This is a genomic window from Novipirellula caenicola (assembly GCF_039545035.1).
GTDB lineage: Bacteria > Planctomycetota > Planctomycetia > Pirellulales > Pirellulaceae > Novipirellula > Novipirellula caenicola.
In genome coordinates this window covers 61,111-80,002 of sequence record NZ_BAABRO010000001.1, presented here as the reverse complement: position 1 = coordinate 80,002, position 18,892 = coordinate 61,111, and the positions used below count along the sequence as shown (strand labels likewise).

Here is an 18,892-nt window from a genome sequence, read left to right as displayed (position 1 = left end):
CTCGGACAATTTGAACAGGAGCAAACCGAGGCAACAGAGTTACAAGTCTCGTAATTCTCCATCAGCCACCTCTCCCAAACGCAGCACGGGAGAGGTCGGACGGGCCCACAAGGCCGCCCGTAGTGGATCTTGCTAAAGATCCCGCGTCAAAACGACCGTCAACCACAGCCAATCGCCCCCATTTAATCACAACTCCGCATCACGGCAGGTGTCCTCTTTCGTAGACCAAAAGGCCGATCGCTCGGACAATTCGAACAGGAGCAAACAGAGAAAACAGAGCCACAAATCCCCCCCCCTCTCTGTTACCTCCCTTTCCTTCTGTTCAATCATTTTGGGAGGCATCCTTCCCCGCCGAGCCACGCTCATCCATTTTAAAATTTACAATTGTCAATTTAACTTTTTCAATTCTCACTCCCTCCCCAACATCGCTGCAAGCGACTAGCAATCGCAGTGCGCAACAAGGGCAACAAACATCATCCTCAAGTCCCGACAGGGACGGCATGCTGTAGCCCACGGCGTGAGCCGTGGGTTACAAAACAACGCAAGAATGAAAGCCCCGAAGGGGCGACAGGAAAGACCGACGTCAACCGCGATCCGGCCAGTTATCTTGCACTCGCGCACCCGCAGCGCCGTAAAAAAACAGGCCCGCGAATAGACGCAAATGAACGCGAATGTTCGCTTCCTCTTAGCGGCCTCAGCCTAAGCCAAAATACCGCCCCCACAACACCTTTCCAATCTCCACCACCCCGCATCAATTCCACGTCCGGTCCGGCTCACCCCACCCTCCCGTAGTGGATCTTGCTAAAGATCGCGCCCCAAAACGACCGTCGCTCACACTCAGCCGCCCCCATTAAATCAGAGCAGATGCCCCCGCCGCAGACGCAAGCAACAAATGCGCGGTCTGTTTTGAACAGGAGCAAACCGAGGCAACAGAGCGACAAATCACGTATTCTCCATCAAGCCACCTCTCCCGAGCGCAGCACGGGAGAGGTCGGACGGGCCCCTCAAGGCCACGTCCGGGTGAGGGCCTGCCGCGGTCTCACTCGCACCCCGCACCGTCCAGCCCCACCCTCCCGTAGTGGATCTTGCTAAAGATCCCGGCCCCAAAACGACCGTCAACCAAGCTCAGCCGTCCCCATTCAATCAGATCAGATGCCGCCGCCGCAGACGCAAGCAACAAATGCGCGGTCTGTTTTGAACAGGAGCAAACCGAGGCAACAGAGTCAAAAGTCACGTATTCTCCACAAGCCACCTCTCCCGAGCGCAGCACGGGAGAGGTCGGACGGGCCCTCAAGGCCACGTCCGGGTGAGGGCCTGTCTCGGTCTCGCTCGCACCCCGCACCGTCCAGCCCCACCCTCCCGTAGTGGATCTTGCTAAAGATCCCGCCTCAGGACAACCGTCAACCACACTCAGCCAAGTTGGTTCAATCACAGCAGATGCCCTCGCCGCAGAAGCAAGCAGCAATTACGCGGTCTTAGTTGGACAGGAGCAAGCGGAAGGAACAGAGCCACGAATCACCTCATCTTCGTCGTCTCCCTCAACCTCCTGTTCAATCATTTTCGGAGGCGTCCTTCCCCGCCGAGCCACACCCATCCATTTTAAAATTTACAATTGTCAATTTAACTTTTTCAATTCTCACTCGCTCCCCAACATCGCTGCAAGCGACTAGCAATCGCAGTGCGCTACAAGGGCGACAAACATCATCCCCAAGTCCCGGCAGGGACGGCATCCCGTAGCCCACGGCGTGAGCCGTGGGTTACAAGACAACGCAAGAATAAAAGCCCCGAAGGGGCGCAGGAAACGCTTTATCTCCGTCCCCTCCCTCACCTCCTGTTCAATACTTTCCCCCGCTTCCAATCACCTCGTGTTTCTTTGCTTCGCAGCAGCAAACCCATTTTCCAAACAATTTGCTTGCAACGGCGATTCGGATCGCCAATAATCCGTCTTCGTGATTGCGGTGAACCTCAGCGGAGTGCCACCCAAGTAACCGAAGGTGCAAGCGGAAACAGCCTCCACTGTCTCTTCAATTTCCAATTGTCAATCCAATTTTCTCAGTCCTTCCCCGAGCCTACCATCGTGGCCGCGTCCCGCCACAGATCGGCAATCAGCTGATCTAGCGGATAAATCACCACAGATGTCGTCATTTCGGTTCACGCGGTAACACTCCACCGCCGGCTGGGCGAGTGCGTCGCGGCAACGTCACCGCGGGAACCAGGTTCGATCGTTTTCCGAAAGTCCGCTAGGGGCAGCGAGTTTGCCTCAAATTACAACACCGAGATGAGCGTCGTCTCCCGGATGCTCTTGAGTGATAAAACCCTATATCACTCGACTCACGATGCTACCGAGTGATATAACCCAAGCGACTGGACTCACCGAGTGATATAAGGTCCAATCGGCTTATATCACCCGACTGACCCGGGGTTAAAAAGATAGTTCTGGCAATGAAGAAATCGTACTCGTGCTCGTACTCAGGCGCAGCCGGTACTCGTACTCGAAATGGGGTACCGATGACCAAACCAATCTTCGACCACGATCGACTTGATGTTTACAGCCTGTCGATTGACTACGTCGCTTCATCGTTCGCCGTCGCGAGGGATCTTGTCGGCCTTCATCGTCGTGCGCGCGACCAATGGCTTCGCGCCGCCCAATCGATTCCGCTGAACATTGCCGATCGCCCGCACCGACGCTGTCTCCGAATCCAACGCAGAGTACAATGCTGCTGACGAGTACGAGTACCGCGATGCTGAGTACGAGCACGAGCACGAGCACGAGCACGACGCACAGCCAGAACCAAGAATTGCACCGAAGGACGCGGCGCAGTTGTTCTCCAAATCAATGTCCACCGCGCGTCCTCGGTGAATTCAAACGTTATCGCAATTGATGGATAGTCATTACCCACCACCGGATTTCGCAGCTTCGATCTACGAAGGTGTGTTCGAGGTTGCGCGCGAGAAAGTTGGCGACGGACTTCACGATATCGTCAACTCACGAGCGACCTTTGTCGATGACGACGTTTTGCGCGTACTCCAAGCGGTTGTGTCGTGGAAAACAGAAAAGGGCATTCCGCTAAACCGACCTGATGCGATGGTTGCTGCGAACGCCTCACTACACATGGCCGTCAACAGTTCTGGGTTTCGCAAGTACTTTGAAACTCCCGCCGGCGATGATTGGTTTCACATTCGCGATATTCTATCACTTGGTGATGACGTTTCCGCGGCGACCGCGTTTACCAACGTGCTTGAGCTATTTCCAGATTGCGAACCATCACGTTTTACTGCTTCGAGGCAGGATCAGATCGATCTAATCGACGAAACACACCCCGACATTGATGTGTTCAATTCGCATGACCGGATCAGGCACCCAATGAACTACCCGTCGGATGATACATTGTTCAAATCACTACTTGCGTTGCCAGACCAGCCGTATTTACCACCGCCAAATATGCGATAACCATCTGTTGCAACGGAGGGCGCGATTTGACGTTTTCGAGGTGGTGAGTCGTTCGCGCGGCCCCGCTGAACCGTGCCGTTCTGCCAATGAACCTAACATGAATCCTAGGCCAGACGAGAAAATCTACAACAACGTGATCTGGGACATTCGCCGAAGTTCGATGACTCCCAAAAACTGGCGATACACCCGAATCGAAAACCATCACGATGAGGTACTCAATTTATTCGGTGCTTCAGATGGCGAGCGCGCCGTAGTGACTGCGATAACGTCCAACGCCAACTGGTACGCGCTGACGACCCGCCGGCTCGTTGGCGTTTCATACGATGGCCCGTTCGACATTCCCGCGCACCTGATGACAGACTGCACGTTTGGGGATAACCCCAAAGGATATGACAACGTCACACTTTCGGTCGCAACCATCTCTCAATCCGGAGTGGCGACAGCCACATTCGAGTTCGAGACAGGGAAGGCGTGGATGGCGCCTGAAAACTATGTATCATGGTGGATACGCAAGTTCCCGATTCTCGATGTGTTCAAGTTTGACCCCGCTACGAGATGAAGGCAGAACAATACCGTGCACGCGTAGCACGGCTTGCGCGGTTTTACAAAGTGGAAAGTCGTCTCTCCGTGCCCGGTGACCGCCGTCGTTATCCAGCTAAGGACACAATCTTCGCAGATTCAAACCCACCTACTACTGACACACTCGAATCAAGGATCGCAACCGCGATCTGGAGATGGAAATTCGCTTCGGTCGATCAGCGCCCTTCAATCGTTACGGATTCAAAGCTCGCTTCTATGCTCGAATTCTGGTTTCCGTTTTCGCAGATCGAGCAGACCCAACGACTGGGAACGTGGTGCGATGGGATACCGCTCTTGAATGTTGATCAAATAGATCGCGTCACATTCTTCCTGTCTGGAGTTGGATGCTTCCCCCATCAATTCGCGCCATTCGAAACAGAATGGCGTTTCAAGAACCGCCGAGATCGCACACCTGAATCAATTACTTTGCGTCTTGGTTACGTCGCTCCAGAGAATCAACAATCCGCTCGACAAAACCCACAGCCGCAACGCATATATGATTCGCGACCAACAAAGAATTCTGACTGGATGGTTGCCGTCGAACTGACCGAATCCTGACACAAATCGCTGGATGGCAAAAAAATGCACCGGAGCGGCGGCTTCCGGCGTTTTCAAATGGAGAGTCACTTGTCGCCGCCCGGTGATTTTAGACGTTCCCCGACAGATTATCACTCTGCTTACATTCGTCTCTCTTCCGTAGTGCCGTGTTGCTGATCGTGATTCTTGCGTTCATCGCAACGACTGCCTTCTATCGTCAGGCGAAGGCTGTGAACGTTCATCCAGGCAAAGCCGCAAGTATTCCGTTCAGTGCTGCTGGCTTGTTTCTGATCGCCGGGTACTGCAATTCGTTCACGCTCAACACTTTTGCAACGTGGGTCGACGTTGCCCCCGCAATCGTTCACATCATGGCGTTCATGGCCAATTTGTTCTTGACACTTGCGTACCTGTTGCTGATTCGCCGAAATTGGCTCGTGCTGACAACTGGTGGCAACACGGATTCGCGCTGATTGACGGCTGATCGCGTTCGTTGTGGCTTGACGCGGATTTGCTGTCTGTTACTGCGTTCGGTATGATTGGGTTCAAATCAACCGTGGTGGCTGACGAATCTACACTGCAATAGCGGGGAACCATGAAATGCACGCGAGGACGGGTAGACCGTTCCCGCGTCTGCTTGCAAATCTTTCGCCCGTCCCCCGTGATTTCTACCGTTCTGCAATACAATGACCGCGACAAGACCGTCTGACGATGAGCTCAGTGGGATGACCGTAAACGAACGGTTATTCGCATGCGGTTTGTTGGACGCATGGGATGAAGCGGCAATGAATCGAGATCGACCGCAGATGATTGCCTTGTTGCTTCAAACGGCGATCGAACGCGACCAAGCGGAACGCACGACCGATGCCGTTCTAAAGAATCCGACAATGTATGGCTTCTGAACCAGTGTCTTACGAGTGCTTCGATGCGTTAACGGCGTCGTTACGAAACGATGGACTGTCCAATGAGGCTGATAGGTTGCACGTCCTTCTTCATGAAGTGGCGTGGACGACCGGATCAGAACTGCTTAGAGAACTCGGCCAAGAACTGAAGAGGATTGAGCAGGAAGGATCGCCGAAGAGGTCAACCACATCGCTAGAGCAGATTGAAGAGTGCTTCAAGACGGTTTTTCGCGGATGGTCAGACTTTCCAAGATAGAACGAATGCAGAACAATTGCGTGAACGTGCGGACTGGCAAGGTCTGATTGACGAGCGGGTGGGAATCCCGCCTGGGTAAGTGCTAGCCACACGCCCAGTATCGAGTGTTGCAGGCTGCGTATAGACATCATTAGCTAAAGTCGCAGTTTGAAGCGTACACGGCAGAGGTAGTGAGGATGAATGGATCGCAGGTGGTGTGCGCGACTGTGAATGGGATTAGCTCCGAAATTTTGTCAATGTTGGATCCTGCCCAAGGTTTGTTCACGCCCCAAGGCAACACCGTTTGTAGCATCAATGGCGAGTTGCAAACGGAGACCCGGAGTCGGCGCCCCATTCGCGCTATATAACACGTCAGCCAGGCAACCAGTGAGGCCCTGAAGTTCTTGATTCGATTATGACTTGCAATCACAACGAACCGAGTATGCCCGAGAAGTGGAATAAGCGACGAAGGCAAATGACTCTCAGGGATTCGGATGGCCGCATAGTACCGCAGCCGCCCAAAGTCCAATTGGGTAGCGAGAAGCCGGGTAATACCGGTGTAGGGAAGGCGGTCAGGATTTTACGCGACTTTGAGAGTCCATCGTTCGCACCCAGTGGCGAATCGCGGTGTAGCGTTCTCGACTTCGCAGCGTTTATTTGGACGAACAGCGAGTGTCATCTGCTCGATCGTGTCCTGTGTGGATCGTATTCCAGCGATTTCAGCGTGGTACGTCGGCAAACAGGTTCGTAGCTCACTGTGGACGTAGGTGAAATCTGGGAGCTGGATGCAATAACACGGCACGTCCGGATCTGAGAGGGGCCGAGGGTCAATGAGGCAGGGTTAAAATCTTGTGACACCACAATGGGAATCCAGTGGCAAACAGGGAACACAAAGCTTCACCTAAACCAAAGAGACCCCGGTCTACTCGCCGCGGAGTCGCCGACCGCGCGGTTTCCAAATGGAGAGTCACTCGCGGCGACCGGGTGATCGTTGAACGTTCTGGCAATGAAGAAATCGTACTCGTGCTCGTACTCAGGCGCAGCCGGTACTCGTACTCGTACTCGTACTCGTACTCGAAATGGGGTACCGATGACCGAACCAATCTTCGACCACGATCGACTTGATGTTTACAGCCTGTCGATTGACTACGTCGCTTCATCGTTCGCCGTCGCGAGGGATCTTGTCGGCCTTCATCGTCGTGCGCGCGACCAATGGCTTCGCGCCGCCCAATCGATTCCGCTGAACATTGCCGATCGCCCGCACCGACGCTGTCTCCGAATCCAACGCGGAGTACAATGCTGCTGACGAGTACGAGTACCGCGATGCTGAGTACGAGTACGAGTACGAGTACGACGAACAGCCAGAACCAAGAATTGCACCGAAGGACGCAGCGCAGTTGTTCTCCAAATCAATGTCCACCGCGCGTCCTCGGTGAATTCAAACGTTCCCCGACTGGAGTAGCTATCGCATGAGGAATCCACGAACTCAGATGATCTGTGTGCCATGAACCGTTTTCGCTGGTTCCTTTTGCTGACGGTTCTTGCGCTCGCATCAGTTCCGTTGCTGCTATCGCTAGTCACGATTAGCGGCGGTTCGACATTCGATTCACCTGATGGCAGGTATCGCTTGAGCACATGGTCAAAACTTAGCGATGATTTCGGTGGTAAATACACGGTTGAATTGTTCACCAGTGACTCCTTACGGCCGATTCGATCTGTATCCGTTCGTGTAGCGTCAACCGAACGTACACCGGTAATGCGTGGCGGTTGCCATGCACGTTGGGACATGGCTGCTGGTACGGTAGACCTGCTGGTCGACGACCGTCCTGAATTGCGGCTTTACTTTACATCGGATGCAGATGTTGATGACACGATAGGCGGGGACCCGTCGGTTGCACCGGAGGCCGTGAATTGACGTTTTTGAAATGGCGAGTCGCTCGCGCGGCCCCGCAAAACCGCACCGTTATCCGACTGAAATGAACGCAAAGCTAGCACCCTCCTTCCTGTTGACCCTACTTGTGCTAATGCACGGTTGCGCGCACGCGGAAGAGCCACCGTCCGTTAACGATGCATGGGGGCCGGTGGCTCACAGGGTTGACGAACAAGGGTTTCGCTGGACCGAACGAAGGTCCCCGACACTTGGTCTCATCGCACGTACTGCAACACGGCACAAAACTAGGAGCGACCCGAATTCTGAGCGTGAGATAATTGTAAATGGCATATCAACGGACGAGGAATTCCCGCGACACATCTACAACGACTGGGTGTACCCAAACGGGACGCGACAACGCGAATTCCCTCCCCTTCCACCATACAAGTGCTACTCCATAGTCTCCGCCAAGCAGGTTGAGTATTTTTCGGTCGAAGACCGCAAAACGCGGAAGTGGCTGGCCGTGTTTGTTTTCGACGCACAGCAGCGATTGATTCTTGATCCAATCCAAAATGATCTGTCCGCTTATGATTCTGCTCGGCTCTATGGAGGATTTTCACCGAAGAAGAAAGCCAAACCGGGCGGATAACCATCGTATTCAACGGAGGACGGGTGGCACACGTTTTGGTATGCTTGCAAGTCTTTCGCCCGTCCCCGCTGATGCGTAGCGTTATTTGACTGAGTGATTTTGATTTGCAGTGATTGCTATTTCTCACGAGGTCGCGTTTGTGTAATTTTTAACACTACCTTAACCGCTACTGGAGAATTCGATGCGTTTACCTAAAGTTGCTTTTTCGTTAACCACTATTCTACTGCTTGCCGCGGTGTCGTCGCCTTGGATCCTGCCTCTCGCGTTTGCCGAAAACCCAATCCCTGCAAAAGAAGTCGCGAAAACCTATCCCGTCACTTATCGCACAGCGGATCTTCCGGTTTGGACGAAGGATGGAAAGTGGAGCCCTGAGTTGCTCATGACCCTGATTCAATCCGCGATCTCACCGACAAGCTGGGAGGCAGCTGGTGGAACATCAGCAATGGCTCCCTACCCCCAGAACAGCTCAATTGTCATTTTAACGACATCTGAGAATCATGATGAACTGCAGTCACTGCTAAACCGATTTCGAAACTAACCTGTGCAGTGATTCTGGCTGGCAGGCGAACGTCCCTCGCTCACAATTGGCTTCGGAGTTTTGCGGTTGCTTCGGCCATGCGATGGATCGATTTTGCCGAACGCGACGCAGTGGCGAGACCGGCATAGAGCCTGCTAGCGGGAAGGCAACAATCCCGTGAACCGGAATCGCGTGTCAAACGTTTTGGCGATGGTAGACTTTTTCGACGCGACCCGGTTACGGGTGGCGTTTCCCGACTGCAATTCTTTCCGTCTACGACCCAACGTTTACTTACATGACATTTCGCTTCCCTGGATGGGGCATCGGGTGGTTCACTCCGCTGCTTGCACTTTTCGCACCCGTAGTTGCCTACGGATCTTTTGTTGACGGCTCAAGAGCATTCGGTGTTTTCTGGCTGTCGGTTGGGCTGTTCGCTGCACTTACTTGGTTCCAACAACGCTGGGCGGCAATTCCGCTCATCATCTACTTTCTACTTGCGTTGACCGGGATTGCGATGTCATTCACCGCGACTGGCTTCTCGGTTTCAATGCTTGGCAAACTGCTATTCTCTTGCAGCGGCATCTACGAACTCATAGTTTGGTATCGTTCTCCACGTGATGAATTGTTTGGTGACCTGGATTCGGAAGATTTACCGTGACATCGCACCGGCAATCCAAAGCTGCGGATAACAAGTCCGTGCAAATTGAGGACGGCATCAGGTTTTTACAAATGGCGACTCGACTCGCCGTCCCAGGTGACGGCCACCGTTCTTGCGGGATCGTGCACATCCAAATGGGGGCGAAATGGTTGCTCAGGTCTCGAACGTTTTTTTCAGTTCACGTCGGCAGTGACATCGTATCGGGCGAACGTCACTTTCATTAAAATTTCCTGATAGTTCAGGCCTTCTTGTCGGACCGATGCGTGGTTGGATTTAACCACAGATTAACTCAAATGGACACAGATGTGGTTGATCGCGAATCGTATCTGTGTGCATCTGCGTGTATCTGTGGTTGTTAATAACGCCTGGAATGCCACGCCGCTAGATCGCTGCGTTTCCGATTCTTCATTGTCGTTTGTTGCTCGAGCCTATTTCGGTCGCTATCCTGAGGTTCATTGATCGCCGTCCGATTGGCGATTCGTTCGCCACGCAGGCCCATCGCAAGAACCAGCGTGTGCACCCGAGTGACGGCAACGTGTTTTCGTGTGCACAAAGTCTTGGGGCGCCGCCAGGTGACCGCCAACGTTCTTGAGGGATCGTACACATCCTAATGGGGGCGAAATGGTTGTCCAGGTCTCGAACGTTTTTACCAGTTCACGTCGGCAGCGACATCGTATCGGGCGAACGTCACTTTCATTAAAATTTCCTGATAGTTCAGGCCTTCTTGTCGGACCGATGCGTGAGTTGGGTTTAACCACAGATTAACTCAAATGGACACAGATGTGGTTGATCGAGAATCGTATCTGTGTGCATCTGCGTGTATCTGTGGTTGTTAATAACGCCTGGAATGCCACGCCGCTAGAACGCTGCGTTTCCGATTCTTCATTGTCGTTTGTTGCTCGTGCCTCCTTCGCTCGCTATCCTGAGGTTCGTTGAGCGCCGTCGGATTGGCGGTTCGTCCGCCACGCAAGCCTATCGCAAGAACCAGCAGGGTGCACCCGAGCGACGGCAACGTGTTTTCGTGAACGCAAAATCTTGGGTCGCCGCCAGGTGACCACCACCGTTCTGCCATTAAAGTGACCGCACGGTTTTTCGCTGTTTCCATTCTTCTCGCAACGATTGGGTGCCAGCGTATCACAGATGCACCCACCAACCCCACTTTGATATTAAGCAAGATGCCCCAGATTCAGCTTCTCGAAAACGGCGAACATCAATTGCGACGTGCGCATTGGATTAGCATCGCAAAATCCGATCCGTCACTCACGGAGCCACTGCCTCGAATGGGACACCACCCGGCGAATGGAGAGCCGATGCCACTTCGATTGCCTCCCGACGAACGCGCAATCAAACGGAACGGTGAGGTAGTCGGGCGATTCGTCTGGTCTTCGTTTTCCTATCCTGGCCCAGATTGGGATGACGATTTGGGCGTCGTCCTGGTGAACTGCGCAGAAGGTCAAGAATCCTACGTCCACGAAATCGCAAAACGATTCGCAAACGAGATGAGTGCAGAATTGGTGCTCGATTAGCTCTTGCGATACAATTGAATTTGTGCCGCAAAAAGGAAGCACCAGACGATGCATCTGAGTCGCCGAGCTGAGTTTATTGAAGTGGTGAATCGATCGCCGCGACCACGTGATCGTTATCGTTCCCCGACAAAAGTTTGAGCTAAATGATCCGATTGCGAAATGGCGTTACCTTGTTCGAGCTGATCATTGTGATTGTAATTGTCGGCATTCTAATCGCGATCGCGTTTCCGGCGATCCAGCGAGCTCGTGAGGCGATGCGTCGAAGCCAGTGCCAAAACAACCTGCGGCAACTCGGGCTCGCTATTCAGAACTACCACTCTAGCCACAGGCAAGTTCCTGGTCTCTACAACTATTCTCCGTCCCCGATTAACGAATTTCATTGCCACTCTTGGCGTTCCGCTGTCTTGCCTCAACTGGGCCGGAATGACGTGCTGCAGGCTCTTAGGATCGATCTCGCTTCGACGAGTCCAGAGAACCAAGATGTGATCAATCTCCGAATCCCTGTGTTTGAGTGTCCGTCAACCAGTACGCCGACTGAGATCGTTCCTGGTCTCAATCTTTGGCGGGATGCCAATGGCGTATTCAGTCAACCGACAGGTACGGCCGCACGAACGGACTATGCCGCCATTGTTGGGATGTGCCCCGAGTCAGGAAGTTGGTTAGACGCGGATTTCGGCGGTTGGGGCGAACCAAAGCATTCGGACAGTGGGCAGGTGCGGTATCCCAAGCGGCGGTTCTCCGACATCACCGATGGATTGTCGAACACGCTGCTTGTGGGAGAAAGAGCTGGTCGACCTGACCGTCATCATCCAGGGACACCCATGATCCCGTTCACTGTGTCGGCCGGCATGCCGGATCACCATCAGGCAGCGTGGGCTGTGTCGACCCATGCACAGCACCTCGTGCTCCGCGTCGAATACGTAATCAACGAAGACAATGGTCATGGTTTGTTCTCCTTTCATGCTGGCGGTGTGAACGTACTGATTGCCGACGGGGCTGTAAGGCTTTTGAACGACTCGACTGATCGGAAGACAATACGGTCACTCATTTCTCGTGCCGGTCATGACTGATCTCGACGTTGTTGTCGGCGACGAACCAGCGAATGCACGCGAGCGACGGAGTTAAGTTGCATTCTGTGTTCACATCGTTCGCCGTCGCCGTGTGATTCAAAACGTTCGTCGAACATTAGCGACCGGATTATACGCAACGATTGAAACGTTTCTCGATCAAATCGGTTCTATTCTTGATTGCGATCTCCGCGATCGTATTCGGCGTCGTTGTCCCCGCACTTCGTCCCTTTCGACCTTCGCTTAAATTCGAGAACGTTCGTGTGACCGCATCCGACCAAGGTGACGGTACGACTAAAATTGCGATTAACGGAACGTTACGGAACACTGGAGGCGAATGGCTGAGGTTTCTCGCACAGCACACGGACACTTCCGGTTACTACGCGACTAGCGCCGAACCTAATGCTGCACTGAGATTTGAGAGCAGCGGAGTCGCGGACTATTTCGATACGGGACTTGGCCCAGGGGAAAGCATGGCCTTAACGGATACGATTGCGATCCCGCATGCGCGACTCCAGGGCGTATCCGTTACGATCTCTTTCCACGTTGCCGCTGGACATGCGGAACCGGGAAGTACACGTTACGGATGGGCACGAAGCGAGACCTACAGCATCGACGACCCATGACGTGCAACGGCATGAGGCGTTTACAAATGGACAATCAAACCGCCGTCCCCGGTCACGGCGGGCGTTCCCCGACTGACTACATTTCACCCGGCCTGACGCACAAGAACTAGTTTGCAAACCGCGACATGACCTGCTTGCCAAGCCGAAATTCCAGCACCTCAGATGAAGTGCGTTTGTGATGCTTGCGGCTGCGTATTTCTACATGACCACAACTATCCCGATTCGCCAGCGACACCGGTTAGCTATTCGCAAATTGCACCTGAATTTGAAGAACTGCCTGATCAAGACAAGACGAAGGCACACGAATGGCTTGCTGCCGTAGCTCGACGTCCGAATTGCGTTTCCAACTTCTTATTTGTTGAAACGGGCAATCTTTCAACGCTCACATTCTTGACTCATCACAATTGGATTGCTGGCAAGATCGAATATGCGAACGATACTTATCGTTTGACTGACGCCGGCGCGGATGCACTGATCGCACTAAATTCCGAACGTGGTGACCCAGCACTGAATCGTCAATTGGACGGATAGAGCGGGGAACCCTCCAGTGCACCCGATCGGCGAAGTCGTGCGTTTCGAAGTGGATGATCAACTTCCGCCGTCGAGTGAATTTTAACGTTATCCGATTTGGATGGCGCGAACCTGCCTGTGCGTCCAAAGCTCCAAGCGACTAAGACTATTGTACTTCCCTCATATTTCACACTACGGAACAGATGGACGCCAAACAGCACGAGACTTTGACTATTGAACAATTTACGCAACAAGCCATTCCCTTCGCAAAGCTGCCTGGACATTCGACAGCGTTGGACATTCTTGCGGATTTGGCGTGCCCTGACGAAAACACGATAATGCTCGACGTAGCCTGCGGCCCCGGTATCGTTGCCTGCCACTTTGCGCCGTCGGTGCGGCATGTTACTGGTCTTGATCTCACTCCTGAAATGATCCGACAAGCTACGCAACTTCAGGCCGAACGTGGCATCACGAACGCAAACTGGATCGAAGGCACTGCGTTGCCTCTGCCTTTTGACGACAATGAATTTTCGCTCGTTTTGACTCGCTATTCGTTCCATCACTTCCGTCAACCTGCTGCTGTGATGAAGGAATTGATTCGGGTCTGTATGCCGGGTGGGCGTGTGGTTGTTGCGGACGTCTCGCTCCCTAAACCCCAAACGGTCAACTACGACAAATTGGAGATGCTGCGTGATCCATCTCACGTTCATGCACTTAGCCGCGATGAATTTTCCGCCTTGTTTCTTGATTCAGCTTTGTCTTCGGTGCAATTCGCGGAGTACAAAGTTGACCTTGCATTAGAAGATCAAATTCAGGCTTCATTTCCGGTTGAGGGTGGTGCGGAGAGAATTCGCCGTATGATTCGTGAAGACGTTGGCGTAAATCTCTACGGTGTCAATGCCTACTTTGACAGCGGTTCTCTCCGTTACTCAATTCCAATCGTCGTTGGGGCGGCTACAAAGAACGGCTAGCCACTCCGATGCACGTTGCGGACTGGAAATGGTTTGAAGACGAGCGGGAGACAAGGAGACAAGGAGACAAGGAGTGAGGAGTGAGGAGTGAGGAGTGAGGAGTGGGGAGTAAGGAGTAAGGAGTAAGGAGTAAGGAGTAAGGAGTAAGGAGTAAGGAGTAAGGAGTAAGGAGTAAGGAGTGAAGGAGTGAAGGAGTGAAGGAGTGAAGGAGTGAAGGAGTGAAGGCTGGGAGCTGGTGCAGATTGATTCGTTGTGGTCGCACGCCTCGGGGCTTAGCGGGTGGCAGACTGAAAGATCGTTGCGACAGAAAGATTTTTATGACGAAGTAACACGTCCCTCATCGTTCTGCCTTCATCTTTTTGTCAACCATGTTTTTGCCTTGGGGTTGATCATTTGCAAGGCTAACGTCTAACTGCATTCGTGGTGGTCAAGTCGCGTCGATCATTGGACAGTGAGATGTTCATTCGAGGTGACTCGCGGGCAAACGTTTGCGAGCGGTATTCGCTGCGAATCAGATGGATTTCCACGGGGCAAGTGCTGGTGACGCGGACTTGATCGCGATTGAAGAGTGCAAAGTGATGCCAAGTCAGAGGTGTCCGCTGTGAGCCGGATGCGCCGGCGGCGCCAGTCCGGTTCTGAGAGCGTTCGGTGATCAATTGCACAAGGATCAAATATTGTGACACCCCAAGAAGAAATCGGTGGCAAACCGTGAACGCAAAGCTTATCCTAACATCCGAGAGACTCCGTTCTACTCGCCCGTAGTCGGGCTTGCAAGGTTCCACGAATGGAAAGTCAAACTTCCCGACCCGTTGATCGCCGCCGTTCGTCGGTTATTTCGTTTCTTTCTCCAGCCACGACCTATGAGTTCCTACAATGACTTCACGACTTCTACTTGCCGTCATGTTCACTGTTACCGCGTTTACACAGGCCGGCTACGGTGCTGACTCTTCGGGTTCTACGAAGGCGATCTGGGTCGTAGTTGAATCGCTACCTGACTCAACCGATGGCAAGCCGCGGTATTCGGTTCAGGTCTCCAGCGGAGTGGGTTTTAGTCTGGCTGACGCTATCTCCGAAGCACTCACAGGCTCTGCGACAGAAAATACTTTTTTGAGGCCAGTGACGGATTTCGATCTTTCGCTGTCTTTGCAGTCATCATTGGTGATGAAGATTGAAGAGAGCCAACTGACGATCGCGCCGGGGGAGAGATTTTCGTTTTCAAAGGTTGCTGAACTGGCGAAGCGGCTTGAGAAAATTGGGCTGAGCGAGGCATCCATTGCCTCCATTGACACTGTTTTGACACCAAAACCTATATTGAAGGACCGAAAGACAATTTTCAGCCATCCCTTCGAAGAAACATTTGAGTTTCGCGTCGCCACGACTTCGCCATCCGATGCGGCGCCAATTGGTCGGTAGGCTGCGCAATCTGAATCGCCGCGACGAGCCAACCGATGCAACCGAACGGCGAAGTCGGATGTGTTTAAATGGATGATCTTCCGTCGCCGCCGGCTGATCGTTAACGTTCTGCCATATGAATCTGGTCGCACACCGCATCGTGATTGCATTTTTCTGTACCATTGTACTTGGGTGCGGCAACCAGGCGTCAACACCTTTGATTATGCAACCGAAAACTGCATTGCACATGCTGGGACAAATTCAGATCCTGAAAGACGACAGGCAGGTATTGCGTCGCGCTGATTGGATCGCCATTGCAGCGAATAACCCCGCGTTGGTAGACCCACCGCCGCGAATGGGACGTAACCCTGCCGATGGCAAGCCTATGCAACTTCGTTTGCCGCCTGATGATCGCGCAATAACAATAGGCGGCGAATTTGTAGGGGCCTTTAGATGGTCGTCATACGAGTATCCAGGGCCCGATTGGGAAGACGATCTTGGAGTTGTCGTTGTTGAGTGTGCGGAGGGCCATGAAGAGCATGTCAAGAAAATAGCCCTTGAATTTGCCGAGACGATGAGCGCGGATTTTGTGATTAGGTGATCGATTCAAGGTGATTTCTGTCGCGGAGAAGGCAGAACCATGCCGCAGACACGGAGGACGGCATCGTGTTTTTACAAATGGAAAATTCACTCGCCGTCCCTGGTGACGGTCGTCGTTCGTCGGATTAGAAGAATTCTTGAACCCGTTTGAACCACCAACATCATCAGACCCGGCACGCTTTGATTCGTCACAGAATCCTGCAGCGACGCCGTTGTCCGTGATCGGTGTGTTGTTAATGCTCCACGGCTTGTTCGCAATTCCGACTGGGCTGTTCGCCAGTCTTCACTTTCTCGGGGTCGCAATTGCGATGTTTGTCTTCGGGGCACTGGCAATTTGGCTGGGACGACGCAAATTTGATGCCTTTGGTCGACATGCTACAGTCTCCTGGGCGATGCTAGCGATGATCGCAATAGTTGCCGGCATCGCGGAAGCCCCGTCTCTACTCCGTAGCCAAGTCGCAACCCTAGTGCTGGGGCTACTACTTGCAGCATTTGGTAGTGTTCCGATTATCGCGTTTATAAGTCAGCCTAGCGATTCGGTTCCCTGATCAGTCCTCCCTATACTAAAAGGACTAGATTGCAATGTGTGGTTACCGAAACACGGAGACCGACGAACACTTAAACAATTAAGGCTTTGGACATCGCGGAGCGAGGCACGAGCGGAGCCGATGTTCAAGGCCTTGGTTCAAGAAGGCCGGTGGAACGCTTTGAAGATTCAGCGATCACCCAGAGAATTTACGAAGGGTTTTGCTTTCTTGTCGCGTGACCGCAGGACTGATGATGGTGGCCGAGATGGCTTGGGGGGCCGAGTTGCAGCCAGCAACTGGGCCGCTTCGTACATTTCCAGATTGTCTGCCAGTGTGTCTGCGGGCCTCGTGTTTCGCGATCTGCGCAGACCGTCTGCGACCGCTCTCCTGGTAACGCTTCGTTTTTGACGGTTCGAACGGTCGTAAGCTGCATCGTTTAGCCTGCCTTTCCCTACGCTGGTCCGCGACGATAGATCACTCGGTGGTCCGTGCCGCGGCTCGCTGGAGGGAACGGAGTCAGCGGTGGGATTGCCGACTGGAACTCTGTTGTCTCTGTTTGCTCCTGTGCAAACCCCATCAACAACTGGCGGAAGAGCGGGCGTGGCGGAATGGGGGTGTGGGCCTACGACGTGGCAGCTATCGCGTGTTGCCCGCGGAGTTCGGTGCCTGTCTCCAGTGGCGATTGTTCTTCAGTTTGGCTTGCCGCGTGGTCGATCACTGGGGTTCTCGGCTCATTAACTTAGCCAACCACAGATGAACGCGGATGAACACAGATTCATCCAATTAAAACTCTGCGTCCATTTGCGTTTATCTGTGGTTCCATGTCTTCTCTGCCAAGAGTGTTGCTGCGGGCACCGGACTTAGTGCACTTTCGGGCTCTGGTGAGACTGGGGCACCTGCGTTGTTCCAGCCGTTTAGCCAGAGCCATCCGAAGCAGGCGAGCATGCGGCAGGGCTAGTGGGTAATGGCAAGCGTGTCCACGCGTGTCATCTGATCCGTACTGTTTGCCGACTGGCGATGATGACTTGATCGCGGTCGTGTCGGCGATTCAGACGGTCTTCATGCATGATGGAGCGTCTGCAAACGGATCTACTGGCGGTCGTTGCGCTCGCTATGATTGGATCCACGTCAACCGCCGTGGCTGCCAATCAATATCCGGCTTCTGGCGTGAGCTGTTCTGGCGAGAGGACGAACGATGCCTGAGTAGGAGCGTGGCACAGACTGAATCGGTGCTCGGGTACTCCTGGGAAAAAACAGATGGCCGACAGAAAAATTGGTGCGTCAGAAAGAACTTTTGAGACGCAGTAGCTGCTGCCCTGTGTTTCGATCTTCATCTTTTTGTCACCCATTTTTTTGCTTGTTTTGGAGCATCAGGGGAGGTCGATTTTATTGGGCTCACTGGGCGGTAATTTGCGTCGACGGTTCAACCATGCGTCGATTGCCGCTGGTTCCGCGGTTGTCTCGCGTCGTTGATTGCGGCGCGATTGCCCCTTGGCAGTTTTGTCATGCCGCACTCATTCGCGATCCTTGGTGTGATTCGCGGGTAAACGTTTGCGAACGGTAGTCGCTGCGAATCAGATGGATTTCCACGGGGCAAGTGCTGGTGGCGCGGACTTGATCGCGATTGAAGCGTGCAAAGTGATGTCAGGTGAGAGGTGTCGGCTGGAAGCCGGATGCGCCGGCGGTGCCAGTCCGGTTCGGAGAGGGGTCGGTGATCAATTGGACAAGGATCAAAGAGGGTGACACGACAAGGAGAAATCGGTGGCAAGCGGTGAACACAAAGCGTATCCTAACATCCGAAAGACACCGTTCTACTCGCTCGGAAGTTCTCGACCTGGTGGCTCCGAAATGGCAAGCGTCACCGCGCGAACTTGGTGACGACTAGCGTTGTTGCGGGATCGTGCACAGCCTCCATTGGAGGCGAAATGGTTGCTCAGGTCTCGAACCTATTTGCAGCTCACGGCGGCAGGTACATCGTATCGGGCGAATGTCATTTTCATTTGAACTGTCCTGATAATTCAAGCCTTCCTGTCAAACCGATGCACGGTTGGTCTTAACCACAGATTAACCCAAATGGACACAGATGTGGTTGATCGAGAATCGTATCTGTGTACATCTGCGTGTATCTGTGGTTGTTAATGACGCCCGGAATGATATGACGCTAGATCGCTGCGTTTCCGTTTCTTCGTTGTCGTTTGCTGCTCGAGCCTACTTCGGTCGCTATCCTATGGTTCAATGACCCCGTCCGACTAGCGATTCGTCCGCCACGCAAGCCAGA

At 53.4% G+C, this 18,892-nt stretch carries 13 protein-coding genes; 12 read left to right on the top strand and 1 reads right to left on the bottom strand.

Annotated features, from left to right (window positions below; all coding sequences use genetic code 11):
• Positions 1-2,881 precede the first annotated feature (2,881 nt).
• From ABEA92_RS00290 to ABEA92_RS00245, 10 genes are all read left to right on the top strand, one after another.
• Positions 2,882-3,451 carry a DMP19 family protein gene (locus ABEA92_RS00290; RefSeq protein ID WP_345681696.1) on the top strand — a complete coding sequence of 190 codons (570 nt, stop codon included), beginning with the start codon at positions 2,882-2,884 and terminating at the stop codon, positions 3,449-3,451.
• A gap of 160 nt (positions 3,452-3,611) precedes the next feature.
• Positions 3,612-4,010, top strand: a complete 399-nt coding sequence (locus ABEA92_RS00285) for a hypothetical protein (protein ID WP_345681695.1) — start codon at positions 3,612-3,614, stop codon at positions 4,008-4,010.
• Entirely contained in the window at positions 4,007-4,588 is a 582-nt protein-coding gene (locus tag ABEA92_RS00280) for a hypothetical protein (RefSeq protein ID WP_345681694.1), read from the top strand. The genes ABEA92_RS00285 and ABEA92_RS00280 overlap by 4 nt, the downstream gene beginning before the upstream one ends.
• 209 nt (positions 4,589-4,797) lie before the next feature.
• Complete coding sequence (locus ABEA92_RS00275) at positions 4,798-5,037, top strand: hypothetical protein (protein WP_345681693.1); 240 nt, start codon at positions 4,798-4,800, stop codon at positions 5,035-5,037.
• 252 nt (positions 5,038-5,289) lie between these two features.
• A complete protein-coding gene (locus ABEA92_RS00270) occupies positions 5,290-5,466 on the top strand; it encodes a hypothetical protein (protein WP_345681692.1) in 177 nt (58 codons plus the stop codon).
• A 1,739-nt stretch (positions 5,467-7,205) separates the two neighbouring features.
• Positions 7,206-7,616 carry a hypothetical protein gene (locus ABEA92_RS00265; RefSeq protein WP_345681691.1) on the top strand — a complete coding sequence of 137 codons (411 nt, stop codon included), beginning with the start codon at positions 7,206-7,208 and terminating at the stop codon, positions 7,614-7,616.
• A gap of 1,416 nt (positions 7,617-9,032) precedes the next feature.
• Positions 9,033-9,395, top strand: a complete 363-nt coding sequence (locus ABEA92_RS00260; protein WP_345681690.1) for a hypothetical protein — start codon at positions 9,033-9,035, stop codon at positions 9,393-9,395.
• Positions 9,396-11,064: 1,669 nt separating this feature from the next.
• Positions 11,065-11,991, top strand: a complete 927-nt coding sequence (locus tag ABEA92_RS00255; protein ID WP_345681689.1) for a DUF1559 domain-containing protein — start codon at positions 11,065-11,067, stop codon at positions 11,989-11,991.
• A gap of 785 nt (positions 11,992-12,776) precedes the next feature.
• Entirely contained in the window at positions 12,777-13,145 is a 369-nt protein-coding gene (locus tag ABEA92_RS00250; RefSeq protein ID WP_345681688.1) for a hypothetical protein, read from the top strand.
• Positions 13,146-13,327: 182 nt separating this feature from the next.
• Positions 13,328-14,095, top strand: a complete 768-nt coding sequence (locus ABEA92_RS00245) for a class I SAM-dependent methyltransferase (RefSeq protein WP_345681686.1) — start codon at positions 13,328-13,330, stop codon at positions 14,093-14,095.
• A 401-nt stretch (positions 14,096-14,496) separates the two neighbouring features.
• Here the strand turns inward: ABEA92_RS00245 and ABEA92_RS00240 are convergent, their stop codons facing one another.
• Positions 14,497-14,778, bottom strand: a complete 282-nt coding sequence (locus ABEA92_RS00240; protein WP_345681685.1) for a hypothetical protein — start codon at positions 14,776-14,778, stop codon at positions 14,497-14,499.
• Between the two features lie 190 nt (positions 14,779-14,968).
• Here ABEA92_RS00240 and ABEA92_RS00235 point away from each other — a divergent pair, with 190 nt between their 5' ends.
• Entirely contained in the window at positions 14,969-15,508 is a 540-nt protein-coding gene (locus tag ABEA92_RS00235; RefSeq protein WP_345681684.1) for a hypothetical protein, read from the top strand.
• 115 nt (positions 15,509-15,623) lie between these two features.
• Positions 15,624-16,088, top strand: coding sequence for a hypothetical protein (locus ABEA92_RS00230; RefSeq protein ID WP_345681683.1), 465 nt, complete (start codon positions 15,624-15,626; stop codon positions 16,086-16,088).
• Positions 16,089-18,892: the final 2,804 nt, after the last annotated feature.

Bases quoted from the DNA above. Each gene is read 5' to 3' on its own strand.
- ABEA92_RS00290 (WP_345681696.1), top strand. From the start codon at position 2,882: ATGGATAGTCATTACCCACCACCGGATTTCGCAGCTTCGATCTACGAA.
- ABEA92_RS00285 (WP_345681695.1), top strand. From the start codon at position 3,612: ATGACTCCCAAAAACTGGCGATACACCCGAATCGAAAACCATCACGAT.
- ABEA92_RS00280 (WP_345681694.1), top strand. From the start codon at position 4,007: ATGAAGGCAGAACAATACCGTGCACGCGTAGCACGGCTTGCGCGGTTT.
- ABEA92_RS00270 (WP_345681692.1), top strand. From the start codon at position 5,290: ATGACCGTAAACGAACGGTTATTCGCATGCGGTTTGTTGGACGCATGG.
- ABEA92_RS00265 (WP_345681691.1), top strand. From the start codon at position 7,206: ATGAACCGTTTTCGCTGGTTCCTTTTGCTGACGGTTCTTGCGCTCGCA.
- ABEA92_RS00260 (WP_345681690.1), top strand. From the start codon at position 9,033: ATGACATTTCGCTTCCCTGGATGGGGCATCGGGTGGTTCACTCCGCTG.
- ABEA92_RS00255 (WP_345681689.1), top strand. From the start codon at position 11,065: ATGATCCGATTGCGAAATGGCGTTACCTTGTTCGAGCTGATCATTGTG.
- ABEA92_RS00250 (WP_345681688.1), top strand. From the start codon at position 12,777: ATGAAGTGCGTTTGTGATGCTTGCGGCTGCGTATTTCTACATGACCAC.
- ABEA92_RS00245 (WP_345681686.1), top strand. From the start codon at position 13,328: ATGGACGCCAAACAGCACGAGACTTTGACTATTGAACAATTTACGCAA.
- ABEA92_RS00235 (WP_345681684.1), top strand. From the start codon at position 14,969: ATGACTTCACGACTTCTACTTGCCGTCATGTTCACTGTTACCGCGTTT.
- ABEA92_RS00230 (WP_345681683.1), top strand. From the start codon at position 15,624: ATGAATCTGGTCGCACACCGCATCGTGATTGCATTTTTCTGTACCATT.